This is a genomic window from Odoribacter laneus YIT 12061 (assembly GCF_000243215.1).
Lineage (GTDB): Bacteria > Bacteroidota > Bacteroidia > Bacteroidales > Marinifilaceae > Culturomica > Culturomica lanea.
The window spans coordinates 48,853-71,930 of sequence record NZ_JH594598.1 but is presented as its reverse complement, the minus strand read 5'-3'; the positions used below and the strand labels follow the sequence as shown (position 1 = coordinate 71,930).

The 23,078-nt window shown below is 40.8% G+C and carries 17 protein-coding genes; 6 read left to right on the top strand and 11 right to left on the bottom strand.

Annotation, left to right across the window (positions count from 1 at the left end; genetic code table 11):
* Nucleotides 1-59: 59 nt before the first annotated feature.
* The gene (locus tag HMPREF9449_RS16000; protein WP_009138021.1) at nucleotides 60-416 is read left to right on the top strand and encodes a tetratricopeptide repeat protein; all 357 of its coding nucleotides are present in this window, start codon (nucleotides 60-62) and stop codon (nucleotides 414-416) included.
* Between the two features lie 235 nt (nucleotides 417-651).
* Here HMPREF9449_RS16000 and HMPREF9449_RS14500 read toward each other — a convergent pair whose 3' ends face one another.
* From HMPREF9449_RS14500 to rimP, 9 genes are all read right to left on the bottom strand, one after another.
* Nucleotides 652-1,830: a TolC family protein gene (locus HMPREF9449_RS14500; protein ID WP_040612117.1), complete on the bottom strand. Its 1,179-nt coding sequence runs from the start codon at nucleotides 1,828-1,830 to the stop codon at nucleotides 652-654.
* A 317-nt stretch (nucleotides 1,831-2,147) separates the two neighbouring features.
* The gene (locus HMPREF9449_RS14495) at nucleotides 2,148-5,243 is read right to left on the bottom strand and encodes an efflux RND transporter permease subunit (RefSeq protein ID WP_009138019.1); all 3,096 of its coding nucleotides are present in this window, start codon (nucleotides 5,241-5,243) and stop codon (nucleotides 2,148-2,150) included.
* A 72-nt stretch (nucleotides 5,244-5,315) separates the two neighbouring features.
* Nucleotides 5,316-6,539 (bottom strand): efflux RND transporter periplasmic adaptor subunit, encoded by a 1,224-nt coding sequence (locus HMPREF9449_RS14490; RefSeq protein ID WP_009138018.1) that lies wholly within the window; start codon nucleotides 6,537-6,539, stop codon nucleotides 5,316-5,318.
* Nucleotides 6,540-6,633: 94 nt separating this feature from the next.
* Nucleotides 6,634-7,038: a DUF6769 family protein gene (locus tag HMPREF9449_RS14485; RefSeq protein WP_009138017.1), complete on the bottom strand. Its 405-nt coding sequence runs from the start codon at nucleotides 7,036-7,038 to the stop codon at nucleotides 6,634-6,636.
* 102 nt (nucleotides 7,039-7,140) lie between these two features.
* Nucleotides 7,141-7,524: a methylglyoxal synthase gene (locus HMPREF9449_RS14480; protein ID WP_009138016.1), complete on the bottom strand. Its 384-nt coding sequence runs from the start codon at nucleotides 7,522-7,524 to the stop codon at nucleotides 7,141-7,143.
* 111 nt (nucleotides 7,525-7,635) lie between these two features.
* The gene (locus HMPREF9449_RS14475) at nucleotides 7,636-8,367 is read right to left on the bottom strand and encodes a DUF4396 domain-containing protein (RefSeq protein ID WP_009138015.1); all 732 of its coding nucleotides are present in this window, start codon (nucleotides 8,365-8,367) and stop codon (nucleotides 7,636-7,638) included.
* A 130-nt stretch (nucleotides 8,368-8,497) separates the two neighbouring features.
* On the bottom strand, nucleotides 8,498-11,284 hold the full coding sequence (infB, locus tag HMPREF9449_RS14470) for a translation initiation factor IF-2 (protein WP_009138014.1): 2,787 nt from the start codon (nucleotides 11,282-11,284) through the stop codon (nucleotides 8,498-8,500).
* 39 nt (nucleotides 11,285-11,323) lie between these two features.
* The gene (gene nusA, locus HMPREF9449_RS14465; RefSeq protein ID WP_009138013.1) at nucleotides 11,324-12,565 is read right to left on the bottom strand and encodes a transcription termination factor NusA; all 1,242 of its coding nucleotides are present in this window, start codon (nucleotides 12,563-12,565) and stop codon (nucleotides 11,324-11,326) included.
* Nucleotides 12,566-12,609: 44 nt separating this feature from the next.
* On the bottom strand, nucleotides 12,610-13,074 hold the full coding sequence (gene rimP / locus HMPREF9449_RS14460) for a ribosome assembly cofactor RimP (RefSeq protein ID WP_009138012.1): 465 nt from the start codon (nucleotides 13,072-13,074) through the stop codon (nucleotides 12,610-12,612).
* Between the two features lie 693 nt (nucleotides 13,075-13,767).
* On the opposite strand from rimP, the gene lpxD reads away from it, so the two are divergent.
* The 3 genes from lpxD to lpxA all read left to right on the top strand — a co-directional run bounded on the left by lpxD (nucleotide 13,768) and on the right by lpxA (nucleotide 17,043).
* Complete coding sequence (gene lpxD, locus HMPREF9449_RS14445; protein ID WP_009138011.1) at nucleotides 13,768-14,802, top strand: UDP-3-O-(3-hydroxymyristoyl)glucosamine N-acyltransferase; 1,035 nt, start codon at nucleotides 13,768-13,770, stop codon at nucleotides 14,800-14,802.
* A complete protein-coding gene (locus HMPREF9449_RS14440) occupies nucleotides 14,802-16,199 on the top strand; it encodes a bifunctional UDP-3-O-[3-hydroxymyristoyl] N-acetylglucosamine deacetylase/3-hydroxyacyl-ACP dehydratase (RefSeq protein ID WP_009138010.1) in 1,398 nt (465 codons plus the stop codon). The genes lpxD and HMPREF9449_RS14440 overlap by 1 nt, the downstream gene beginning before the upstream one ends.
* Before the next feature lie 64 nt (nucleotides 16,200-16,263).
* Entirely contained in the window at nucleotides 16,264-17,043 is a 780-nt protein-coding gene (lpxA, locus tag HMPREF9449_RS14435) for an acyl-ACP--UDP-N-acetylglucosamine O-acyltransferase (RefSeq protein ID WP_009138009.1), read from the top strand.
* 251 nt (nucleotides 17,044-17,294) lie between these two features.
* Here lpxA and pckA read toward each other — a convergent pair whose 3' ends face one another.
* Nucleotides 17,295-18,902 (bottom strand): phosphoenolpyruvate carboxykinase (ATP), encoded by a 1,608-nt coding sequence (gene pckA / locus HMPREF9449_RS14430; protein ID WP_009138008.1) that lies wholly within the window; start codon nucleotides 18,900-18,902, stop codon nucleotides 17,295-17,297.
* 152 nt (nucleotides 18,903-19,054) lie between these two features.
* The gene (locus HMPREF9449_RS14425; protein WP_009138007.1) at nucleotides 19,055-19,603 is read right to left on the bottom strand and encodes a DNA alkylation repair protein; all 549 of its coding nucleotides are present in this window, start codon (nucleotides 19,601-19,603) and stop codon (nucleotides 19,055-19,057) included.
* A 353-nt stretch (nucleotides 19,604-19,956) separates the two neighbouring features.
* On the opposite strand from HMPREF9449_RS14425, the gene HMPREF9449_RS14420 reads away from it, so the two are divergent.
* Both HMPREF9449_RS14420 and HMPREF9449_RS14415 read left to right on the top strand, forming a co-directional pair.
* Nucleotides 19,957-22,263: a S9 family peptidase gene (locus HMPREF9449_RS14420; RefSeq protein WP_009138006.1), complete on the top strand. Its 2,307-nt coding sequence runs from the start codon at nucleotides 19,957-19,959 to the stop codon at nucleotides 22,261-22,263.
* Nucleotides 22,264-22,553: 290 nt separating this feature from the next.
* A complete protein-coding gene (locus HMPREF9449_RS14415; protein WP_009138005.1) occupies nucleotides 22,554-23,042 on the top strand; it encodes a Dps family protein in 489 nt (162 codons plus the stop codon).
* Nucleotides 23,043-23,078: the final 36 nt, after the last annotated feature.

The following is a 23,078-nucleotide window of genomic DNA, read 5'->3' as shown; positions in this document are numbered from 1 at the left end:
AAACGGACGTTTTGTGTGTGAACAAGATCGTTCTTACCTCTTAGAAATTCAAGGTTCCTATGGAAAAGAAGGAAAAAAATTCCGTCTTTTATTATAAGAAGGCTAAAGCTGAAAAGCTTTATAATCAAGGTAATTATGAAATGGCGTTTCGGCTTTATTTAGAATTAGCCGGAACGGAAGATCCGGCTGTCCTTTTTATGGTGGGGAATATGTATCATTATGGGCAGGGCACAGAAGTGAATTTTCAACAGGCCAGGGTTTATTATGAAATGGCGATAGAAAGAAAAGATTTAAGAGCCCGTTGTTATTTGGCATTGATGTATTATAAAGGAGAAGGAGTGGAAAGGGATCCGCTTACAGCCAAGCGCTTATTGGATGCTAATTCAGAGATCGATATACATTCTTTAGACGATTAAAACAAGTCTTTTTAGCGGAGAGATTTTCCCCGTTTGAATCTTCAAACCTTATCTTTAAGAGGATGCTCAAGGAAGCACAAAACCGAACAAACTCATGGCGGGTTCGTTCGGTTAAGTTTTGTTAGCTGTAAAATATTTCCCGTTTATTCTTCAGCGGAATATTATCAATTTTTTAGAGTAGCTGCGACTTTTTAACTGAAGACATTTGCGTTGCCTTTGGGTTACATTTATTTTGCTATAATTGATACTGAAGTAGTTGACTCAGTGTAATATAATAATCTTGTTCTACTGTCAGGTAATTTTCCTGGCTATCGTATAAAGTGTCAATTTCTGTAAAATAGTCGATCATGGAAATCTGTCCTGCAGCCAATGCTTTATTTAAAAGTTCTATATTGTGTTGTCCGGACAGAATGCTAGCGTATGCTTTACAGGAAGTGTTTAAGGCTGAGGCTTTTTCATACCACTGTTGCAAGTTGGATTTCAGGTTTTGGGTATTGTCTTCTATCAAGGCATTGGAATATTCGTATTGAGTTTTGGCTCTTCGGACCGTGTTCTTGTTTTCAAACAAAGGAATAGAAAGACCGATTACGAAACCATTTAATGTTTCCTCATTTCCACCATTTCTCCGGTAACCCAAATCGAATTTAGGAAGGGACTGAGCCCGGCTCAACCGGATTTCCCGGCCTGCAATTTCGGCCTGGCTGGTCAGGCTTTTTAAGTTGGGATCCAAGTTCAGGTAACTGGTTTCCAGTTGCTGATAAGCCGGCAGAAGCCAGTTGGGATAAGTCGTATCGCTGAATTCAACCGGAATACCTCCGTTAAGGGTTTGAAGTTGTTCTATTTTGGCCTTTAAAGCAACTGTATTAAGGCGCTCGCTGTTTTGAATGTTCAAAAGTTCTAGTTGAATCTTATTAATATCCAGCTGATTGGCATCGCCTTCTTCCAAACGTTTTTGATACAGATCCGATAATTTTTGTACGTTTTCCACTCTTTCGTTCAGTAATTTTTTTTGCTTCCGCAAATAGATAATTTCCAGACAAGTTTGCTGAGCGGTGAGTAAAATCTGTTGGCGTCCTACTGCATATTGTAAATCGTAATTTGTTGATTTCAAATGAGCTATTTTGTTTTTATGAGCATATACACTGGGAAAATCAAAAGCTTGTACGACAGCCATTTCATTGATGTTACCCCCCGTCTTTTTATCCCCCCATAATTGATTAAATTCGATGGTGGGATTAGCTAAATATTTTCCCGTTTTAGCTTCCAGCTTCTGGGCTTCTGTCAGATAGCCACCTGCTTTCAGGGTCTTGTTATTGAGGGCTATACTTTCCAGAACCTGATTTATATCCGATTGTGCACATACCGGGTAAATATTCAGAAGAAGTAATATACCTCCATATAAATACTTTTTCATATTTTTTATTTTCATGATGAATAATTTTTGTGTTAATGAGACATTTTACCCGAACATTTTCTTTTTCTGGAAAATCCTTTTTTGTATATTTTAACATTTACAACAAGCTTAGTCCTGTTTTATAAAAGAATTTTCTGCCCGATTTATGGTTTTCCGGTCCGATCAGGCCGATTATCGTTTTCCGCTTGATGCGGTTTGATTTATCGGTCTGATCGGGCATATACCGGATAGCTGTTCAGAAAAAGTAAGTTGTCTTCCTTTTTATATTTTTTGTTTGAACGGGTTTCATATGGTTTTCTATTTCATTTTACAAATCTTCACTCTTTTACGATTTCTTTTTTTCTGTTCAATAATTGATATACAACCGGAATCACGAAACCGTTCAGCAAGGTAGAACTGAGTAAGCCGCCTAAAATCACCTGGGCCATAGGGCTCTGTATTTCATTGCCTGGTAAACTACCTCCTACAGCGAGAGGAATGAGGGCCAGAGCGGAGGTTAAGGCTGTCATAAGGATGGGGTTTAATCGGTCCAGGGATCCCTGGAGGATACTTTCTTTTAGCGAGCAGCCTTCTGAGCGTAACTGGTTATAATGGGATACGAGTAATATTCCGTTCCGGGTAGCTATTCCGAATAGAGAGATAAACCCGATGATAGCCGGGATACTGATGACTCCGGAAGTGATCCAGATACTGATGATTCCACCGATGATAGCCAGAGGCAAATTCAACATGATAATACCGGACAAAGAGAGATTCCGGAATTCGTGGTAGAGGATCAGGAAGATGATCAGCAGCGAGATCAGAGATGTCAGAAAAAGGATGCGGGAAGCTGCCTGTTCGCTCTCGAATTGACCACCATATTCGATGTGGTAACCTTCGGGGAGACTTATTTTTTCTCCCACCTCTTTTTGTATATCGTTCACTACTCCTTTTAAATCCCTGCCGGCTACATTTGCCGAAACGACAATTTTTCGCTGCACATTTTCCCGGCTGATCGTGTTGGGGCCGCTTAGGGGAAGAATCTCAGCAACATAATGGAGGGGAACGTTTTTGCCATTGGCGTCCAGCATCAGATTGCCGATAGCTTCCATATTTTCCCGGTTTACGTCGTTGATTTTAACCGTCAGATCAAATACTTTTCCTCCTTCGTTTACTTGGGAAACGACTTTTCCGGAAAGAGCCACATTGACAAATTCCGAGAATTGGGGTAACGTAATCCCATATTTTGCCAATATATCCCGTTTGGGTTTGATTTGGAGTTGCGGACGTTCAATTTGCTGTTCCACATTTAAGTCAGCTATTCCATCGATATCTTGAATCGCTTGTTTTATTTGTGTCCCCAGGTTGAATAATTTATTCAGATCGTTTCCGAATAATTTAATGGCTATATTGGCTTTTGTTCCGGACAACATGGCGTCGATCCGGTGGGAAATCGGTTGTCCGATTTCTACATTCACCCCTTTCAGTGTTCCCAATTGTTGGCGTACGTCTGCCAAAAACTCGTCCCGGCTCCTTTTGTCCAATACAAAAGGGGCTTCAATTTCCGATACGTTTACCCCTAAGGCGTGTTCGTCCAGTTCTGCCCGGCCTGTTTTTCGGGCAACTGTTTGGATTTCGGGAATGTCCATCAGTATTTTTTCCGTTATTAATCCCATACGGTCTGATTCTTCCAGAGAAATGCCCGGCATTGTACTGATATTGATGGTAAGAGAACCTTCATTGAAGGGCGGTAGAAAGCTTCGGCCGAGATTCAGCATGACGATCAAAGAAAAGATAAACAGACCGCCAGTAATCCCCAGTACAATTTTTTTGTGAGAAAGAGCTTGGGATAAGGCACGTTTATAAGCTTTTTTGAGTACCCGGGACACATAAGGTTCTTTTTCGCTTTTTTTCAAGGCTTTTTTGGTCGTTAGCATATAGCTGCTCATCACCGGAGTAAGGGTTAATGCGACTATGGTAGAGGCAAAAAGGGCTACAATAAAAGCAATTCCCAGAGGAATAAGCATCCGGCCTTCCATACCGGAAAGAAAAAAGAGCGGCAGGAAGCAGGCGATGATGATGAGAGTGGAGTTCAATATAGGCATCCGCACCTCTTTGGAAGCTTCGAAGACAACTTCTAAAGTCGTTCTCCTCTGCTCGACAGGGCGTAAGTGATTTTCCCGAAGGCGTTTATATACGTTCTCTACGTCCACAATGGCATCGTCTACAAGTGAGCCAATGGCAATAGCTAGTCCTCCTAAGCTCATGGTGTTAATCGTTAATCCTAAGGCGTGTAAGACCAGGATAGCCACTAGTAAGGAAAGAGGTAAAGCGACCAGGGAAATGATTGTCGTCCGGAAATTCATCAGGAAGAAAAACAGGACGATGATGACAAACAGGGCTCCTTCAAAGAGAGCTTTTTGGATGTTGTCGATGGAACTACTGATAAAGCGGGATTGGCGAAATATATCAGTGGAGATATGCACATCTGTAGGCAGTGTTTTCTGCAGTTCTTGTAAAGAGGCATCCAGCTTATCCGTCAATTCCAGCGTATTGGTGGAAGGTTGTTTGGTAACAGTTACCAAAACTGCTGGTTTCCCTTTTTCAGAAGCTACTCCTAGTTTCGGGGTTTTGGCTCCGATTTGTACTGTTGCTATATCGGAAATGAGGATAGGTACGTCGTTGACTGTTTTGACGACAGCTTTACCCAATTCTTCGGTATGGGTGGTAGACAGTACGCCTTGTATAATATATTCATTTCCATATTCGTAGAGGATACCTCCTGTCGAATTCTGGTTCATGTTTTCCAGTACAGGTAGGATTTCGTCCAAAGCAATCTTGTAGTATTTCATCCGGGCCGGATCGAGGAGTATTTGATATTCTTTGATATCGCCTCCGATGACGGCAACCTGCGCCACACCTCCTGTTGAGAGGAGACGGGGACGGATGGTCCAGTCGGCTATCGTCCGTAAATCCTGTAAGGAAGTAGAATCTGCCGTCAGACCGATGATCATCATTTCCCCAAGGATAGAAGATTGGGGACCTAAAGTCGGTTGACCGACGGTAGAGGGTAAAGCGTCTCCCAAAGTGGCTAATTTTTCGGATACGATCTGGCGGGCTGTGTAGATATTTGTGCCCCAGTCAAATTCCACCCATACCACTGAAAATCCTGTGGTGGAGGAGGAACGGACCCGGCGTACATCTGTGGCCCCGTTTACGGCTGTTTCTACCGGAAAAGTTACTAAGCGCTCTACTTCTTCGGGGGCCATGCCTTGGGCTTCCGTCATGACGACTACTGTAGGGGCATTCAGATCCGGAAATACGTCTACCTCCATCCGGGAAGCAGTATAACTCCCCCAGAGAAGAAGGGTTACGGCTGCGATAATGATCAAGAGCCGGTTGTTTAAAGAATATTGTATGATTTTATTCAGCATAATTCATTCGATGTAAAATGTAGGTAAAAAATGAAATCGGTTTTTCTGCTTTCTTGTCAGCAGTTTCAGGCTTTAATGTTCGTGGCTATGGCCGTGAGGAATAGTTCCGGATGCCGATGCCATTTTTACCTGATAGGCTCCTCGGGTCACCACTCTTTCTCCCGGATGTAAACCTTTTAAAATTTGTACTTGTTTGCCGTCGTTCATTCCTACACTTACTTCCTGTTTGCGATAGCCTTCTTCATCTAGTTGTACATATACGTAAAAAAGACCCATTTCATTTGTCAGTGCAGTGAGCGGTAAGGTAAGTGCCTGTTCTATCGGAGCGGAAATCAGGTATATTTCCGCAAATGAACCGGGAATCACTTCTCCTTTGTTGTCGAATTCAAAGTTGACAGGGATGTGGAAAGCATCATTGGCAGAAGCTTTGCCTATAGAGAGGAGTTTCCCGTTTAAATCGGATAATACATATACTTTATTATCATAGGGCGTTTTAAAGTTAGCACTTCGGATACTGTTTAGTTTAGGGTAATATTTTTCGGATACTTCGGCTTTTAAAATCAATTTTTTATTCTGAGATACCGTAGCAAGGGGTTGGCCTATTGTAATGTATTCCCCTTCTTTGACCAAAATATTTTTCAGATGTCCGCTTAGGGGAGAAGTTACTCCTATTCCGTTAGCACTCTGCTTACCGGAAATGGCCTCGAAGGCAATTTTCGCGTTTTCGTAATCCAAACGACTGGCTTCATATTCTTTTTGGGAGATAATCCTGTCTTTTATCAAAGCCTGAGCCCGTTCATATTCGGCTTTTGCTTTTTCGTAATTGGCTTTTACTTTTGAATAATAATCCCCTTCTCCTAAGTGTTTGGAAGAAATGTGAAACAGGATTTGGTTCTTGCTTACGGGAGCTCCTTCTGTGATTTTGTGGTTGTAGGAAACAATTCCGTTTGCGGTAGCCACGATGACAGATTCGTCTCCGGGAGCTGGTAAGATCTGGCCGCTGGTTTTAATTACGCCATGAAAAGTCGTTGGCTGTATTTGCTGTACTTCGAATTCTGTTTTCGCAGCCTGTGCTTTTGTGAAAATAATCTCATCTGTATGCTTCTCTTTCTCCGGAGAAGGGTGATTGTGCCCTTCACCTTCCGCTTCGTGGTCGTGGTCTTCTGCTTCGTGATCGTGGGAAGCATGTTCTGCTGCACTTTCGTGTCGGTGAGCTGTTGATGCGTTTGGAGTATGATTTTTACATCCGTATAAAGAGAGGGTGAAGGAAATGATAAAAAGTAATATTGTCTTCATATTCAAGTCTGTTAAGTAAATACATGATAATAAATATCCTTCCGATTTTACTCGGACGGAAAGTCACCGGCATTAAAACCGGGTCGGCCTATACTTAACAAACCGGAGGGGCGCGGTTGGCTTTATGAAAAGTAAATAAGAGTGAGGGAAGGGCTTCGTCGGGAGCTTCCGGAAAAAGGCAAGGATCTGTCTTAAAAAAATCCAGGTAAATTTTTTCAGCTATAAGTCCCCAGAGCTGAAAAAAAGGCAGATCGCTTCCTTCGTCTAGCTGCTGCCGGGAAGATTCAGTCGGCTGGGTTTGTAATAATTGGGTAACACAACCTGCGTTATGGGTATGCGGGATCGCATTGGATTCTTTTTCCACAGGGACTGAAACAAGGCAATGTTGTGTATTAAAACAGATAAAATTGTCATGGTGGTGATGAGGAAAAACAACAAAGGCCAGCAAAATACTGCAGGCGAAATAAAGGGGTAATATGACAGTCTGTTTCCTCCTCATTTTTGCAAAGAATGTACAAATATAGACAATCTTGGAAGATATGCAAAGGTTTTCGCTTAAAATTGATGTTACAGAGCCTTAAGGCTTTGCAACAGTTTTCCTCTATTGGTGGGAATGGCAGGCTAAAAATCCCTGAATCATCATTTCAGCGGTAGCGGGATTGGTGGCAATGGGAACATTGTGTACGTCGCATACCCGCATCAACATTTGTACGTCCGGTTCATGGGGATGTTTTCCCAGAGGATCGCGGAAAAAAATTACCATTTCCACTTTGTGTTCTGCCACCAAAGCTGCAATTTGAGCATCTCCGCCTAGAGGACCGGATAGCAGTCTTTCAACTTCCAAACCTGCATCCTGAGCGTGCTTTCCCGTTGTTCCGGTTGCTACGATTTCCGTTCCTACGGATTTTAGAAAATCCATATGCCTGTTTAGAAAAGCTACCATCTCTGCCTTTTTCCCATCATGGGCAATTACTGCTATTTTCATAATTCAAACAAATTTTATAGATTATAAATCGGAATACGAAAATACGAAAAAATTCAGTATAACGAAATGAATAAAAGGAAAACCATCTGTTTGAAAAAAGAAAAAGGTGTTTTACATACCGTGTTTAATGCCTTTCCGGATTAGAAAACGGTTTACCGGAAAAGAGGTCAAAAAACCGGCGCACATTGCAATTTGCATCATAAACCAGTACTCGAAACTGTTTTTAGGAAGGGCAAGGTTTGGAAATAGACCGAACATAACGATAGCCATCCAGCCGTACATTCCGGCTTGCCAGGCCGTTAACGAAAGAAAATCAGCTTTCAGGGCTTTTTGTAAAGCCCGTTTTACAGGAAGATGTTCCATAGCCTGTATGGCAGCATATTGAAAGAATATACCGAAGAAAAGGGCGAGTATGTAATCCAATACCCATTGTCCTGCAAGAATACTTCCGCCGATAAAGAGGGGAATCAGATAAGTGAACCATTCTCCCAGGATATCCGCTAGAGTACATCCGGCTCCGCAATGAAGGGTAGAGAGTGTGACCTGTCGCCAATCCGGAGGAGTAGAACCGGGCATTTGCATAGATGAGGTATTTGAGTGTTTAGGCATGTCCATGTTCATGTTCATGTTCATGTCCATGTGCATGGGCTCGGTTGGTTTTGTCCTCCCTAAGCGGTAATACGCCCAGAGTGCCAGCCAGCTTCCCCAAAGACCGGAGAGGGGCCATACAGCTTCCATGATTTTCATCGATTGTCTGTGCTTCCGGATATCGATGTAGAGAAGAAGAGCTACAATTATACCGGAAATGACAAAAAATAAGGAAATGAATCTGAAAAATGTCATCTTTTTTGTCTTTCTAACGAAAAAAAGAGGAAAAAAGTTTTCCGGCAAAGGAGAGGAAAATAAAAAGAATACCCGAAAAATCTGTTTTAAAACAAATTTTTCGGGTGTTTCTATGGAGTACTTTCTAAAATTAAAGAGTTTTCTTCACTTCTACTTCTTCATAAGCTTCGATCATATCACCGATACGAAGATCGTTGTAGTTGGTGATGTTCAAACCGCATTCAAAACCTTTGGAAACTTCTTTTACATCATCTTTGAAGCGTTTTAAAGATCCCAATTCGCCGGAATAAACTACGATTCCATCCCGGATTACCCGTACTTTAGAAGAACGGGTAATTTTGCCTTCCCGAACCACACAACCGGCAATTGTTCCTACTTTCGAAATTTTGAACGTTTCCAGTACTTCTACTGTAGCAACGATCTCTTCTTTGATTTCGGGCGATAGCATGCCTTCCATAGCTGCTTTGATCTCTTCTATGGCGGTGTAGATGATCGAATAGAGACGGATATCGATCTGTTCTTTCTCTGCCAGTCTGCGTGCTCCCATGGAAGGGCGCACTTGGAAGCCGACGATAATTGCGTTGGAAGCTGCTGCCAGCATAACATCGCCTTCTGAAATCTGTCCTACGGCTTTATGGATGACGTTTACCTGAATTTCGTCAGTAGAAAGCTTGATCAGAGAATCGGACAAAGCTTCGATGGATCCGTCCACGTCGCCTTTGACAATGATGTTGAGTTCCTGGAAATTACCGATAGCGATACGCCTTCCGATTTCGTCCAGTGTAATGTGTTTCTGTGTCCTTAAGCCTTGTTCCCGTTGGAGTTGTTCCCGTTTATTGGCCAACAAACGGGCTTCTTTTTCGTTGCTCATTACATTAAACTTATCACCTGCCTGAGGAGCTCCGTTTAATCCCAGAATCAATGCTGGTTCTGAAGGGCCGGCTTTTTCAAGCTTCATGCCTCTCTCGTTGAACATCGCTTTCACGTGTCCGTAGTACTGGCCTGCCAATACCACATCTCCTACTTTTAAGGTTCCGGACTGTACCAATACTGTGGCCACATATCCTCTTCCTTTATCCAGGGAAGACTCGATGATGGAGCCGATGGCTTTTTTATGAGGATTGGCTTTCAGATCCAATAATTCAGCTTCGAGTAATACTTTTTCCAGTAGTTCGTCGATGTGCAAACCTTTTTTGGCTGCAATTTCCTGGCATTGGTATTTTCCTCCCCATTCTTCAACCAAATAGTTCATATTGGCCAATTCTTCCCGGATTTTATCCGGATTCGCTCCGGGTTTATCGATCTTGTTGATGGCGAAAACAATGGGTACGCCAGCGGCACTGGCATGATTGATGGCTTCTACTGTCTGAGGCATTACATTATCGTCTGCTGCGATGATAATGATGGCGATATCGGTTACCTGTGCACCTCTGGCACGCATGGCGGTGAAAGCTTCATGTCCCGGAGTATCCAGGAAAGTTACAGCGCGTCCATCTGCTAATTTTACGTTGTATGCTCCGATATGCTGGGTAATACCTCCTGCTTCTCCGGCAATGACATTTGTATTACGGATATGGTCCAGCAAAGAGGTTTTTCCATGGTCTACATGCCCCATTACCGTGACAATAGGAGGCCGGGGTAACAGATTATCTTCTGAATCCGCCTCGTCCTCTATGGCTTCTTGAATGTCTATACTTACAAATTCTACAGAGAAACCGAATTCATCAGCTACTAAATTGATGGTTTCAGCATCCAGACGCTGGTTGATCGATACAAAAAGTCCTAAGCTCATACAAGCAGAAATCACATCTGTTACCGGCGTATTCATCATCGTTGCCAATTCAGCAACGGTAACGAATTCTGTCAGCTTCAAGATATTTTTCTCTTTTTCTTCTTGCTCTATCTCCGCTTGCATTTTTTGTTGTACAGCGTCCCTTTTGTCACGACGATGCTTGGACGTACTGGATTTACCTTTATTTCCCAAGCGGGCAAAGGTATCTTTTATCTGTTTGTCGACATCTTCCTCTGTTATTTCAGACTTTTCCTGTTTTTTCTTCTTTAACTTTTTCAGCTTTTTCTTGTTTTCTTCAATTTTAGAAGTTTTGTCGACAGGAGCGACCTGAATTTTTTCTTCCGGCCGATGTATTCTCTTCCGTTTTTTCCGAACGTCTGTTTCGTCTTCAGCGACATCCTTAACATCGGTATTGCTGCTTTCCTTTATGGGTAAAACAGGGTGGTTGTTCTTTTTAAATTCTTTCCGGTCTCTTTCTTTTTCCTGTTTACTTTTCTTCGGAGGACGTGTACGTTGGTTAATAGAATCCAAGTCGATAGAACCGACAACTTTCACGTCCTTTACAGCGGGTTGTACAATTTTGAATGTCTTTTCCGTATCCCTTTCCGGGGTTGTTTGTATTTCTTTTTCCGGCGCAACGGGAGGTGTTTGTATTTCCTCTTTTTTTACGGGTTCTTTCGGGGGTTCCGGTTGGGAAGCAGGTTCTTGTTTTTTTTCTTCTGTTTTTACTTCCTCTTTCTTCATCGGTTGGGGTTGAACTTCTTTAACGGGTTTATGCGGTTGATTTAGATCAATCCGGTCGATGACTTTGATTTTATTTTCAAATTTCACTTCGTCTTTTATAGAAATAAATTCGTCCCCTTCACTTTTTTCCTGGATATTTCCCATGTCGTCAATCGACACCGTTTCTTTTTTCTTTCGGGTATTTTTTAAATCTACCATCGTAGATTCTTTTTTTACCTCACTGTCTGAAGAAAATTCTTTGGCCACCAGGGCATAATCTTCATCAGAGAGTTTGGCATTCGGATCAGAGGATATCTTGATTCCTTTTTCATGCAGGAATTCTACAATGGTAGAAAGTCCTACGTTAAATTCTCTGGCTATTTTACTTAATCTTACTGGCATATAGAGATTCTAATTTTTACAAGTTGTTTGCTTCCCGGTTTACTCAAATTCTGCTTTCAGAATATTCAGAACTTCCCGGATAGTTTCAATTTCGAGATCGGTTCTCTTTTCAAGTTCTGATTCACTTAATTCGAGAACACTTTTGGCGGTATCGCATCCTACCCGTTTTAATTCGTCAATGATCCACGGTTCAATTTCGTCTTCGAATTCGTCCAAATTCACATCTTCTTCTGTCTCTGCTGCTGCGAATTCCCGATAAACGTCGATTTCATATCCTGTTAACTGGCTGGCTAATTTGATATTCAACCCCCCTTTTCCGATTGCCAGGGATACTTCTTCCGGATTCAGATATACGTTTGCTTTTTTATTTTTCTCGTCGATTTCAATATTTTTAATCTTTGCCGGATTTAAAGCCCGGGTAATATAAAGCTGAATGTTGTTGGTATAATTGATAACGTCGATATTTTCGTTGCGTAATTCACGGACGATGCCATGAATCCGGGAACCTTTCATACCGACACAAGCTCCTACCGGATCTATTCTGTCGTCATAGGATTCTACAGCTACTTTGGCTCTCTCACCAGGAGCTCTAACGACATTTTTAATGGTGATAAGACCATCGAAAATTTCAGGAACTTCGTTTTCAAACAATCTTTCCAGGAAAACGGGTGAAGTTCTGGAGAGAATGATATAAGGATTTGCATTTTTCATTTCAACCCGGATAACCACAGCTTTGATGGTATCTCCTTTTTTGAAAAAGTCTGTCGGAATTTGCTCTTGCTTCGGTAATATCAGTTCGTTACCATCGTCGTCCAATACCAACATTTCTTTTTTCCAGACTTGGTAAACTTCTCCCAATACGACTTGACCGACCCGGTCTTTATAGTTGTTGTAAACATTGTCTTTTTCCAACTCCAGGATCCGGGCGGATAAATTTTGACGTAAAGCCAGTACAGAACGTCGTCCAAAATCCTTTAGCTTTACTTCATCTGTAACTTCTTCGCCAATTTCGTAGTCAGCGTCGATTTTTTTAGCTTCGCTCAAAGCGATTTCGGTATTGGGATTCTGTAAATTGCTGTCTTCCACTACTGTTCTGTTTCTCCAGATTTCCAGATCCCCTTTGTCGATATTGATAATAATGTCGAAATTTTCGTCGGTACCATACCTTTTCAAAAGCATATTCCTGAAAATATCTTCTAATACGCTCATCAAGGTCGCCCTGTCAATATTTTTGAATTCTTTAAATTCAGCAAATGATTCAATCAAATTAATGTTTTCCATTTGAACTTTTCAGTTTTATATTTTAACCTATTTCCTTTTTCGTCTTAGAAACTTACGATATCTTTTATTTCCTTCACCTGTTCTAGCGGAATCCGTTTTTCTACTTTTACGAGTTCTTTTTTCTTTTTACCTTCTATCGGACGTTTTTCTTCACAGGCTAACACGATTTCCGTAGGGGTGTAAGATTGCAGTATTCCTTCCAGACGGGAAGCGTCAACTAATTTTACACTTACTTTTTTTCCAATGTTCTTCAGGTATTGGCCCGGAACTTTAAAAGGATAGCCAATTCCTGCACTGGATACTGTCAATTCAAAATCCTCTTTTTCCCGATCTAAGCGGGCTTCCAATTCCCGGCTGATACGACTGCAGGTGCTAATATCTACTCCTTGGGGAGAATCGATAAAAAGTTCAATCACATTGTTTTTCCCCATATGGATATCTACAAAAAATAAATCCGACCCTTCTAATAAATGTTCTACAATGTCTTTAACTTCTTCTGCCGTTTTCATATTTCCTTTCTTTTATACCAATGCACACGACTTCAACTAAAACCATAAGAAAAGGGGACGTCTTCGTCCCCTCCCTTAGTATTACTAATTCGGTGACAAAGATAATACTAAATATTGAAAAACAAAATATTAACACGATAAAAAAAGGATTTTTTCATAGATTTAATGAATTGAGCTTTGTGGTCGTTGCCCAGCTGATGAATGATGCTGCGTGCCCGATTGTCGGAACTTCGTGCGGGATAGAATTTAATATTGAAAAGCAATGACAAATTTCATCCGAACCGAAAATTTGCTCACCGACACTTAGGTGTCTTCGGTACTCCTTAGTAACGCTTATCGTTTACCGGTAAAGTCTGAAAAACTGTTATGTTCCTGGAAAAGCCGAAAAGAAAGAAGAGAGAAGGAAAATTTCAGGAAAAAGATTAATTTTTATTTTTTGTATCGTAAAAGAAAAACGGTTGCTGAAACGTTAGATGATACTTTTTAAAATTTTTATCGGATCTCGTTGGATCCGGAGAAATTTTAAATAGAATACCGGTTTTTAAATGATTGTTTTATAAAGAAGAGAAAGAAAGATAAATTATTGGAGAATAAACTCTTATACTCGAAATGTTGGAACGAAAATGAAACATATTTGTAATAAACTTATTGAGTTACAAATAAAATTTGTAAGTTTGCCGAAATTTTAATTTTATGGAATTTAGAGCAAAAGATATTGCGGTTTTATTGAATGGTGTGGTGGAAGGAAATCCGGAGGCGACCGTGAATAACGTTTCAAAGATTGAAGAGGGGAAACCGTATACATTGGCTTTTTTAGCTAATCCGAAATACGAACATTTTATATATACGACAGAAGCCTCAGTCGTCTTAGTGAATCGGGATTTTGTACCGGCAAAGCCTGTTCCTTGTACTTTAATCCGTGTCGATTCGGCTTATGATGCGATAGCTGTTTTATTAAAAATGTATGAGACTATGCGTCCGCAGCCGACAGGAATCGAACAACCTTCGCATATTTCTGAAAACGCCGTTATAGGAGAAAAACCATATATCGGCGCTTTTGCGTATTTAGGGAAGAATGTAAAAATCGGAAATAATGTCAGGATTTATCCTCAGGTATATATCGGAGAGGGTGTGACGATCGGAGATAATACGGTTTTATATGCAGGTGTAAAAGTATATTATGGTTGTGTGATCGGACGCAATTGCACCATTCATGCCGGAAGTGTAATCGGGGCGGATGGATTTGGGTTTGCCCCTTCGACAGAGGGATACCATAAAATCTCTCAGATCGGGAATGTGGTTATTGAAGATAACGTAGAGATCGGGGCGAATGTCTGTATCGACCGGGCAACAATGGGGGCTACCCGGATTAAAGCGGGAGTAAAGCTGGACAATCTGATACAGATTGCTCACAACGTAGTGATTGGGGAGAATACGGTAATTGCTGCGCAAACAGGAATCGCTGGAACGGCTAAGGTGGGAAGTAATTGTATGTTGGGTGGACAGGTCGGAGTTGCTGGTCATCTGGAAATAGGAAACGGAGTCAGCGTGGCAGCACAAAGCGGTATAATTGGACCTGTAAAGGATAAAACTGTCATCATGGGGGCTCCGGCTTTCGAGGCTGCCAAATATCAGAAGAGTTACGTTTTGTTTAGAAAACTTCCTGAATTATACAGACAGTTCGGGGAAATGGAAAGAGAAATTCAAACATTAAAGTCAAAACAATAATGTCAGTAAAGCAAAATACATTAAAAGCAGAATTTTCTTTAAAGGGAAAAGGTTTGCATACGGGAAAAGAAGTATGTGCTACATTTAAACCGGCAGAGGAAAATTGCGGTTACAGGATTATCAGAACTGATATAGAGGGAAGACCGGTAATACCTGCCTTAGCAGCCTATGTGCAATTTGTGGATCGGGCTAGTTGCCTTGAAAAAGAAGGAGTAAAGATTTTTACGATGGAGCATGCCATGGCAGCTCTTTACGGCTGTGGCGTAGATAATTGTGATATAGAGCTGGACGGGGAAGAATTTCCGATATTAGATGGCAGCTCACGGTTTTATGTAGAGGCTATCGAAAAGGTGGGTTTGCAGGAACAAAATGCTGAACGCCAGTATTTTGAAGTGACGGAAAAGATGGAATTTGCCTGTGAGGCTACGCAAAGTAAAATAACATTACTACCCGATACAGAATACAGTATTAATTTAGTAGTGGCTTATGATTCGCCTTATCTGTCGATGCAATATGCTACTTACGATTCCCGTACTAATTTTGTAAAAGAGATTGCGCCTTGCCGGACTTTTGTTTTTTTACGGGAAGTAGAAGCGCTTTTTGCTAATAATCTGATCAAAGGCGGGGATTTACAGAATGCTATTGTTATTGTCGATAAGGAAATTTCGGAAGAGGAAGTCAAACGTCTTTCTGCTCAGTTCGGATACGAAGGAATTGAAGTAAAACAAGGTATACTGAATAATTTGGATTTATACTTTGACAATGAGCCAGCCCGTCATAAATTATTGGATGTAATGGGGGATTTGGCTTTGTGCGGTCGTTTTATAAAAGGGAGAGTTATTGCAGAGCGTCCCGGGCATAAAGTAAATACAGCCATGGCTCAAAAAATTTATAAGGCTGTATTGAATGCAGAGAAAGAAGACGCCTATCCGGCAGATGTGGATATTATGGCGGAGCCTTTAATGGATATTAATAAGATCCGGATGTTATTACCTCATCGTCCTCCTTTCTTGTTGATTGACAAAATTTATAAGGTAACGAATAATGTCGTGATCGGATGTAAAAACGTTACCATGAACGAACCTTTCTTCGTAGGGCATTTCCCCGACGAACCGGTAATGCCGGGAGTACTTATTGTAGAAGCAATGTCTCAGTGCGGGGGCATCTTAGTCTTGAACCAGGTACCGGATCCGGAAAATTATTCGACTTATTTTATGAAGATTGATGGGGTTAAGTTCAGGAAAAAAGTTGTGCCGGGAGATACACTTGTGTTTAAATTGATCACCCTGGCTCCTGTAAAGCGAGGAATTGTCACCATGAAAGGATATGCTTTTGTTGGGAAAAAATTGGTTTGTGAAGGAGAATTTATGGCTCAAGTCGCAAAAACCAAGAACTAATATTATATTTGCAGGCTGGAATAATAAATAACAGACTAAATAGTAATCATTAAATAATAAACGAATGAAACAACCGTTAGCTTACGTTCATCCGGAAGCTCAGATTGCAGACAATGTGGTGATAGAGCCTTTTGTGACTATAGATAAGAATGTTGTAATCGAAGAGGGTACACGTATCGGTTCAAATGTTACAATTCTGGAAGGGGCTTATATCGGAAAGAATTGTAAAATATTCCCGGGAGCAGTGATTGCCGCCGTTCCCCAAGATTTGAAATTCAGAGGAGAAAAATCCATTGTACGTATAGGTGATAACACGACGATTAGAGAATGTGTAACTGTAAACCGGGGTACGGCTGCTAAAGGTGTGACCCAGATTGGAAATAATTGTCTGATTATGGCTTATGCGCATATTGCTCACGACTGTACTGTAGGTGACAATTGTATTGTTACCAATGCTTGCCAGTTGGCTGGAGAAGTAGTGATAGACGATTACGCTATTTTGGGTGGAATGACTGCTGTACATCAGTTTGTGCATATTGGAAAGCATGTGATGATACAGGGAGGATCGCTTATCGGTAAGGATGTTCCTCCTTATGTGAAGGCCGGACGTTTGCCTTTGTCTTATGCCGGAGTAAATTCTATCGGCTTGCGTCGTCGGGAATTTACAAACGAGAAGATCAATGAAATTCAAGATATATATCGTATCCTTTATCAATCCGGTCTGAATAATTCCGATGCTGTGGAAAGAATTGAGGCTGAGATGCCTGCTTCTAAAGAAAGAGATGAAATTATCATGTTTGTACGGAATAGCAAACGGGGAATTATGAAGGGATATCTCGGATAAAAAGATTCGTTTTCAAAAAGCCGTCGGGGATTTTATTCCCGGCGGTTTTTTTTATCCGTTTTTATACATTTAAATGTTTACAGGCCCAAATAGGCGGAAGGTTTTCGGTCTATTCCCTTGAAGAGCTGACCGGGCCGATTGCCTGGAAATATCTATCTTATCGGAATAGAAATTTTCTGTTTTTTACATCAAAAAAGGGCATCTGTTTCCAGATGCCCTCCGTCTATTTTTCAGCTGAAGCTGTTTGGAAATTATAATTTCGGACCAGCAGCAACTAAGGCTTTACCAATTTCGTTGCCTTCGAATTTCTTGAAGTTTTTGATAAAACGTTCAGAAAGATCTTTGGCTTTTTCTTCCCATTTGCAAGCACAATCGTAGGTGTCGCGAGGATCTAATATTTTCGGATCTACGCCCGGAAGTTCTGTCGGTACGAGGAAGTTGAAATAAGGAATGGTTTTTGTCGGTGCTTTGTCGATTGAACCATTCAATATAGCGTCGATAATGCCACGGGTATCTTTGATAGAGATACGTTTGCCGCTTCCGTTCCAGCCGGTATTTACCAGATAAGCTTTCGCTCCGGTCTTTTCCATTTTCTTAACCAGTTCTTCTGCATATTTCGTCGGATGCAAAGACAGGAATGCTGCCCCGAAACAAGCAGAGAATGTCGGAGTCGGTTCGGTGATGCCACGTTCCGTACCCGCTAATTTAGCTGTAAATCCAGACAGGAAGTAATATTTGGTCTGTTCTGCATTCAGAATAGATACAGGAGGTAACACTCCAAAAGCATCAGCAGACAAGAAGATTACCTGTTGTGCTGCCGGGCCCTTAGAAACCGGTTTTACGATGTTCTTGATATGATAAATCGGGTAAGAAACGCGAGTGTTCTCTGTAACGGACTTATCATTGAAATCGATCTTGCCGTTTGCATCTACAGTTACATTTTCCAACAAAGCATCCTGTTTGATGGCATTGTAAATATCCGGTTCTGCTTCTTTACTCAAATTGATAACTTTAGCATAACAACCGCCTTCGTAGTTGAATACACCTTCGTCGTCCCAGCCGTGTTCATCATCACCGATCAACAGACGTTTCGGGTCCGTAGACAAGGTGGTTTTACCGGTGCCGGATAAACCGAAGAAAATAGCCGTATTCTTGCCTTCCATATCAGTATTGGCGGAGCAGTGCATAGAAGCGATACCGCGTAACGGATTTAGGTAATTCATGATGGAAAAAATACCTTTTTTCATTTCTCCACCATACCAGGTATTCAGAATAACCTGTTCTTTGGTTTTCAGATTGAATACAGTAGCTGTTTCAGAATTCAGACCCAATTCTTTAAAGTTCTCTACTTTTGCCTTGGCTGCATTGAAAGAAACAAAATCCGGTTCTCCATAGTTTTCCAGTTCTTCTGCAGTCGGACGGATGAACATATTGGTTACGAAATGAGCCTGCCAGGCAACTTCCATAATAAAACGTACTTTCAGGCGTGTATTTTCATTTGCTCCGCAGAAAGTGTCTACTACGTATAATTTCTTATTGGAAAGCTCTTTTACAGCCAAATCCTTCAATACAGCCCAAGTGGCTTCAGAAGTCGGTTTGTTGTCGTTTTTGTATTCTTCGGAAGTCCACCATACCGTACTTTCACTGGCTTCATTCTTTACGAAAAATTTATCTTTAGGAGAACGTCCGGTGTAAATACCAGTCATTACATTGACAGCACCTAACTCTGTTACCTGTCCTTTCTCATAACCTGTCAGCGAAGGATCGGTTTCAGCTTTGAACAATTCATCATAAGAAGGATTGTGGATGATTTCTTTAACCCCGGTAATCCCATAAATACTTAAATCTAATTTTGCCATAATTGCAATTTATATTAAATGATTAATTAATACTTTTTTTCCGTAATAACCGTACAAATGTAACAAAGATTTCTCATTTGGGAGATGCAAATTGGAATTAAAAGGGCTGCTTTAACATTAATTAATATTAACAGTTTAATGGTTTAAATCTTTTAACGATAGCGCCGGGCAACCAATTGTACATACTTATCTTTATAATCATTGTGTATCAGATTGTTGAAAAAATCCTTGGAAATTGCAGGTTGGGATTTGAATAAAATCAAATGCCGGGCACAAGCCGTAAGAGCTGCAATTTGCATATACGGTTTTTCTGAATTTATCCATTCTGTGGCGATTTCTGTCAGTTTTTCAAAATTATATAAGAAAAATGAACCCAAATATTCTGCCACTTCAAAATTATAACAGTTCTGTATTAATTGTGTAATTTTTTCTTTATTTATTTTTTTAGGAAGTAGCAAACAGGCTATTATTTGTTCTTCCCGTTTTTGAGTATTCCACAATAAAAAGGCTAGCTGTTCATCAGGAGAATAGCTGGAAGCCAGTTGTTTCAGAGATACGAAACTAGCACCCACTTGGTTGCCAGAAGGGAGGCCCAAATTTTTTAAGCTCGCTATACTTCCCCAGTTTTGAAGTCGGCGGATTCTTTGTTGAATTTCCTGAAATGTTTTTTGAGTATCAGGAGATAACACGGCATATTCCATGAAAATACTATTTCAAAATGTTGGTAATTTATTTAAGAACTGCTGATTTTTGTTGTGCAAAAATAATGTTTTCCCATTGTTTTTGCCTATTATTGTACGTTAACCTGTAAAAAGATTTGCCCCTAATCCAGTAAGAAAATTTATAGTTGTGCAAAAGGGGGAAACAACGGTGGAAAACAAATTTTTAAAGAGAGGATATCGGTAAAGACAGGGGAAGAGAGGCAATAAATATGTGTAAAAGTAAAAATGTTTGAAAAGTCGGGTAGAAAGGTGGAATAAATGCGTGTAGCAGTAAAACGTTCGTAAAGTCAGATAGAAAGGTGAAATAAATATATTTAAAAATTAATCGGAATATGAATACTTGGAAATTAATAGTAGGTTTTGTCATTTGCTGTTGTACAGGGAGTGTTTCGGCACAGCAGGCTAATTTTGTTCAGGCTGAAAAATTCAGGCAGATTAATGCAGAAATCGGTTCTTTAAATGTAATTCCCAATTTTTTAAAAGACAGTGATAAGTTTTGGTATTCTTATAAAACCGGGGAGGGAACAAAATATTATTTTGTAGATCCGGCTAAAAGAGAGAAACGATATTTGTTTGAGAATGAATACCTGGCCGAAGAGTTGACGAAATTGACTGCAAAACCTTATAATTACCGGCAGTTGCCCGTAAAAGATCTGAAATTCAAGGAGGACGAGAAAACGCTCCAGTTTAAAGTAGAGAAGTTCAATTATGAATATGATATTTATACTCACGAACTGATACAAAAAGATTCGGTACAAAAAGAAAAGGAAAATGAATGGATGTCCTTTTCTCCGGATAGTACTTATATTGTGTTTGCCCGGAAGCATAACCTTTATATTATGAAAACCGGAGATAAGGATTCTGTGGAAATCCAATTGACCACTGATGGTCAGCCTTTCTTTTCTTACGCCTATGATCAGCGGGATACCAGTAATAAAAGGCAGTGGGCTCGTGCTCATTGGTTTGAAGATTCCAAGAAATTGTATACGGTGCGTTCGGATGAACGGAAAGTAAAGGATTTGTGGGTAATCGATATATTGGCGGACCGGCCGAAACTGGAAGAATACCGCTATGCAATGGCCGGAGATAAGGATGTGCCCCAATATGAATTGACTGTCATCGATATAGCGACAAAAAAACAGGTGAAAATTCAGACTGAAAAATGGAAAGACCAGTCTTTAAGGGTTGCACATGCCGGGAAGGAGTCTGATCGTATTTATTTTGAGCGGCGCCGGCGGACTTGTGATGAATTGGATATTTGTAAAGCCAGTACGGAAACAGGAGAAGCTCAGGTATTGATTAATGAAAAATCGAAGCCTTATTTTAACGATCAGATGTATCATCTTTCTTTTCTGAATGAAGGAAAAGATATCATTTGGTGGTCGGAACGTACCGGCTGGGGACATTTTTATCGTTATGATGCAGAGGGGAACCTGAAAAATCAGATCACTTCGGGCAGATGGGTTGCCGGGAAGGTTGTCGGTATCGATACCTTAGGACGCACCCTTTATTTTGAAGGATACGGACGGGAAAAGGATAGGAATCCTTATTATTCTTTTATATATAAGGCCAATATAGATGCCACAGGAGCGACCTTGCTGACGGTTGAAGATGCTAATCATAAGACGGTTATGCCTAAATCCTGTCGCTACATTGTGGACAATTATTCTCGGGTAGATTTGGAACCCCGTTCGGTTTTGAGGGATAGTAAAGGGAAGGTAATCGTAGAACTGGCCCGTCCGGATTTAAAAAGGTTGTATGAGACCGGTTGGAAGATGCCGGAACGTTTTACTGTAAAAGCAAAAGATGGGGTAACGGATTTATACGGGGTCATGTGGAAACCGGTGGATTTCGATTCGACCCGTCGCTACCCGATTATTTCTTATGTGTACCCCGGTCCTCAGACAGAGGCACAAACTTTGGATTTTAGTCCTTCCGGTGTGTATAATAACGCCTTGGCACAGGTCGGATTTATTGTTGTCAACTTCGGCCATAGAGGAGGAAGTCCGCAGCGGGATAAATGGTATCATACTTATGGACACGATAATCTCCGGGATTATGCTTTGGCAGACGATAAATACGGTATCGAGCAATTGGCAGACCGTTATCCTTTTATCAATATAGAAAAAGTCGGAATTTTCGGGCATTCCGGAGGCGGTTTTATGTCCACAGCAGCTCTTTGTACCTATCCTGATTTCTATACAGCAGCTGTTTCTTCTGCGGGAAATCACGATAACAATATTTATAATAAGTGGTGGGGAGAAACGCATCATGGGGTGAAGGAAGTAAAAAAGACCGTGAAAGATAGTGTGAACGGGGAACAAGAAGAGATCGGTTTCCAGACGAAGATTCCTACTAACCAAGAGTTAGCGAAGAATTTTAAAGGTTATCTTTTATTGGTTACCGGAGATTTTGATAACAATGTGCACCCGGGAAATACATTGCGTATGGCCGATGCTTTGATTCGGGCCGGTAAGAATTTTGATTTAGTGGTATTGCCGGGGCAAAGACACGGGTTCCGGGGGATACAACAGGATTTTTATCAAAGAAAGATGTGGTTTCATTTTGCTAAATATCTGTTGGGGGATAGCAGTGCAGATACTTATTACCAGATAGACGGGTTTAATCGGAGAAATTAGGTCTTGTCGTAACCCCTATTGGGACCTATCCGGAAAAAAGCGATGGATGGTGCTTCCTGTTTGTTGAGCGATTTGTGGAGGAATGGATTTTCGGTTCTGACGAAAGAAATAGCCAGAAACTTTGTCCTTTCGCACGATTATCCTCAGCTTTTATCAGGGTGCATTTAGCTATACATCGGTTTTTTCCGGATTTTTTTTCTGTTTTCATTCCTACCTGTTTTTGCAACAAAAGCTTGCCGGATTCGTTTATAGGGATAATCAAAAGTGTTTAATTATTAAATAGAATTATTATGGCAGCAAATATTGGATTAGAGCCTAAGGCTGTGAAGGCCAGTAAGACGGTTTTGAATAATTTGTTAGCAGATCATTTTGTCTTGTTGGCAAAAACCTGGAATTATCATTGGAATGTAAAAGGAGTCAGTTTCCATTCTTATCATATTTTTATGGAGGAGTTGTATAATGGATTAATTGAGGATATTGATGATATAGCTGAACGGATCCGTTCTTTAGACGAACGTCCTATTGGTTCTTTGCAGGGGTACCTGGAACACAATCGCATCAAAGAACATTGTGATTCAGAGCCCTTACCTGAAGCAAAAGAGATGCTGGCTATTTTGAGTGAAGACAATGATACGTTGATCCGGGAAATTCGTAAAGACATTGAGCAATTGGAAAAGGAAGAGGATACCGATGATGCTGGTACCACCAATTTCCTGGAAGATATGATCGAGAAAAAAGAAAAGACGGCTTGGATGATCCGGGCTTATTTGGAAAAATAAAAGTTTGACTGCAAGATCGTTTTATGGCAGAAAAAG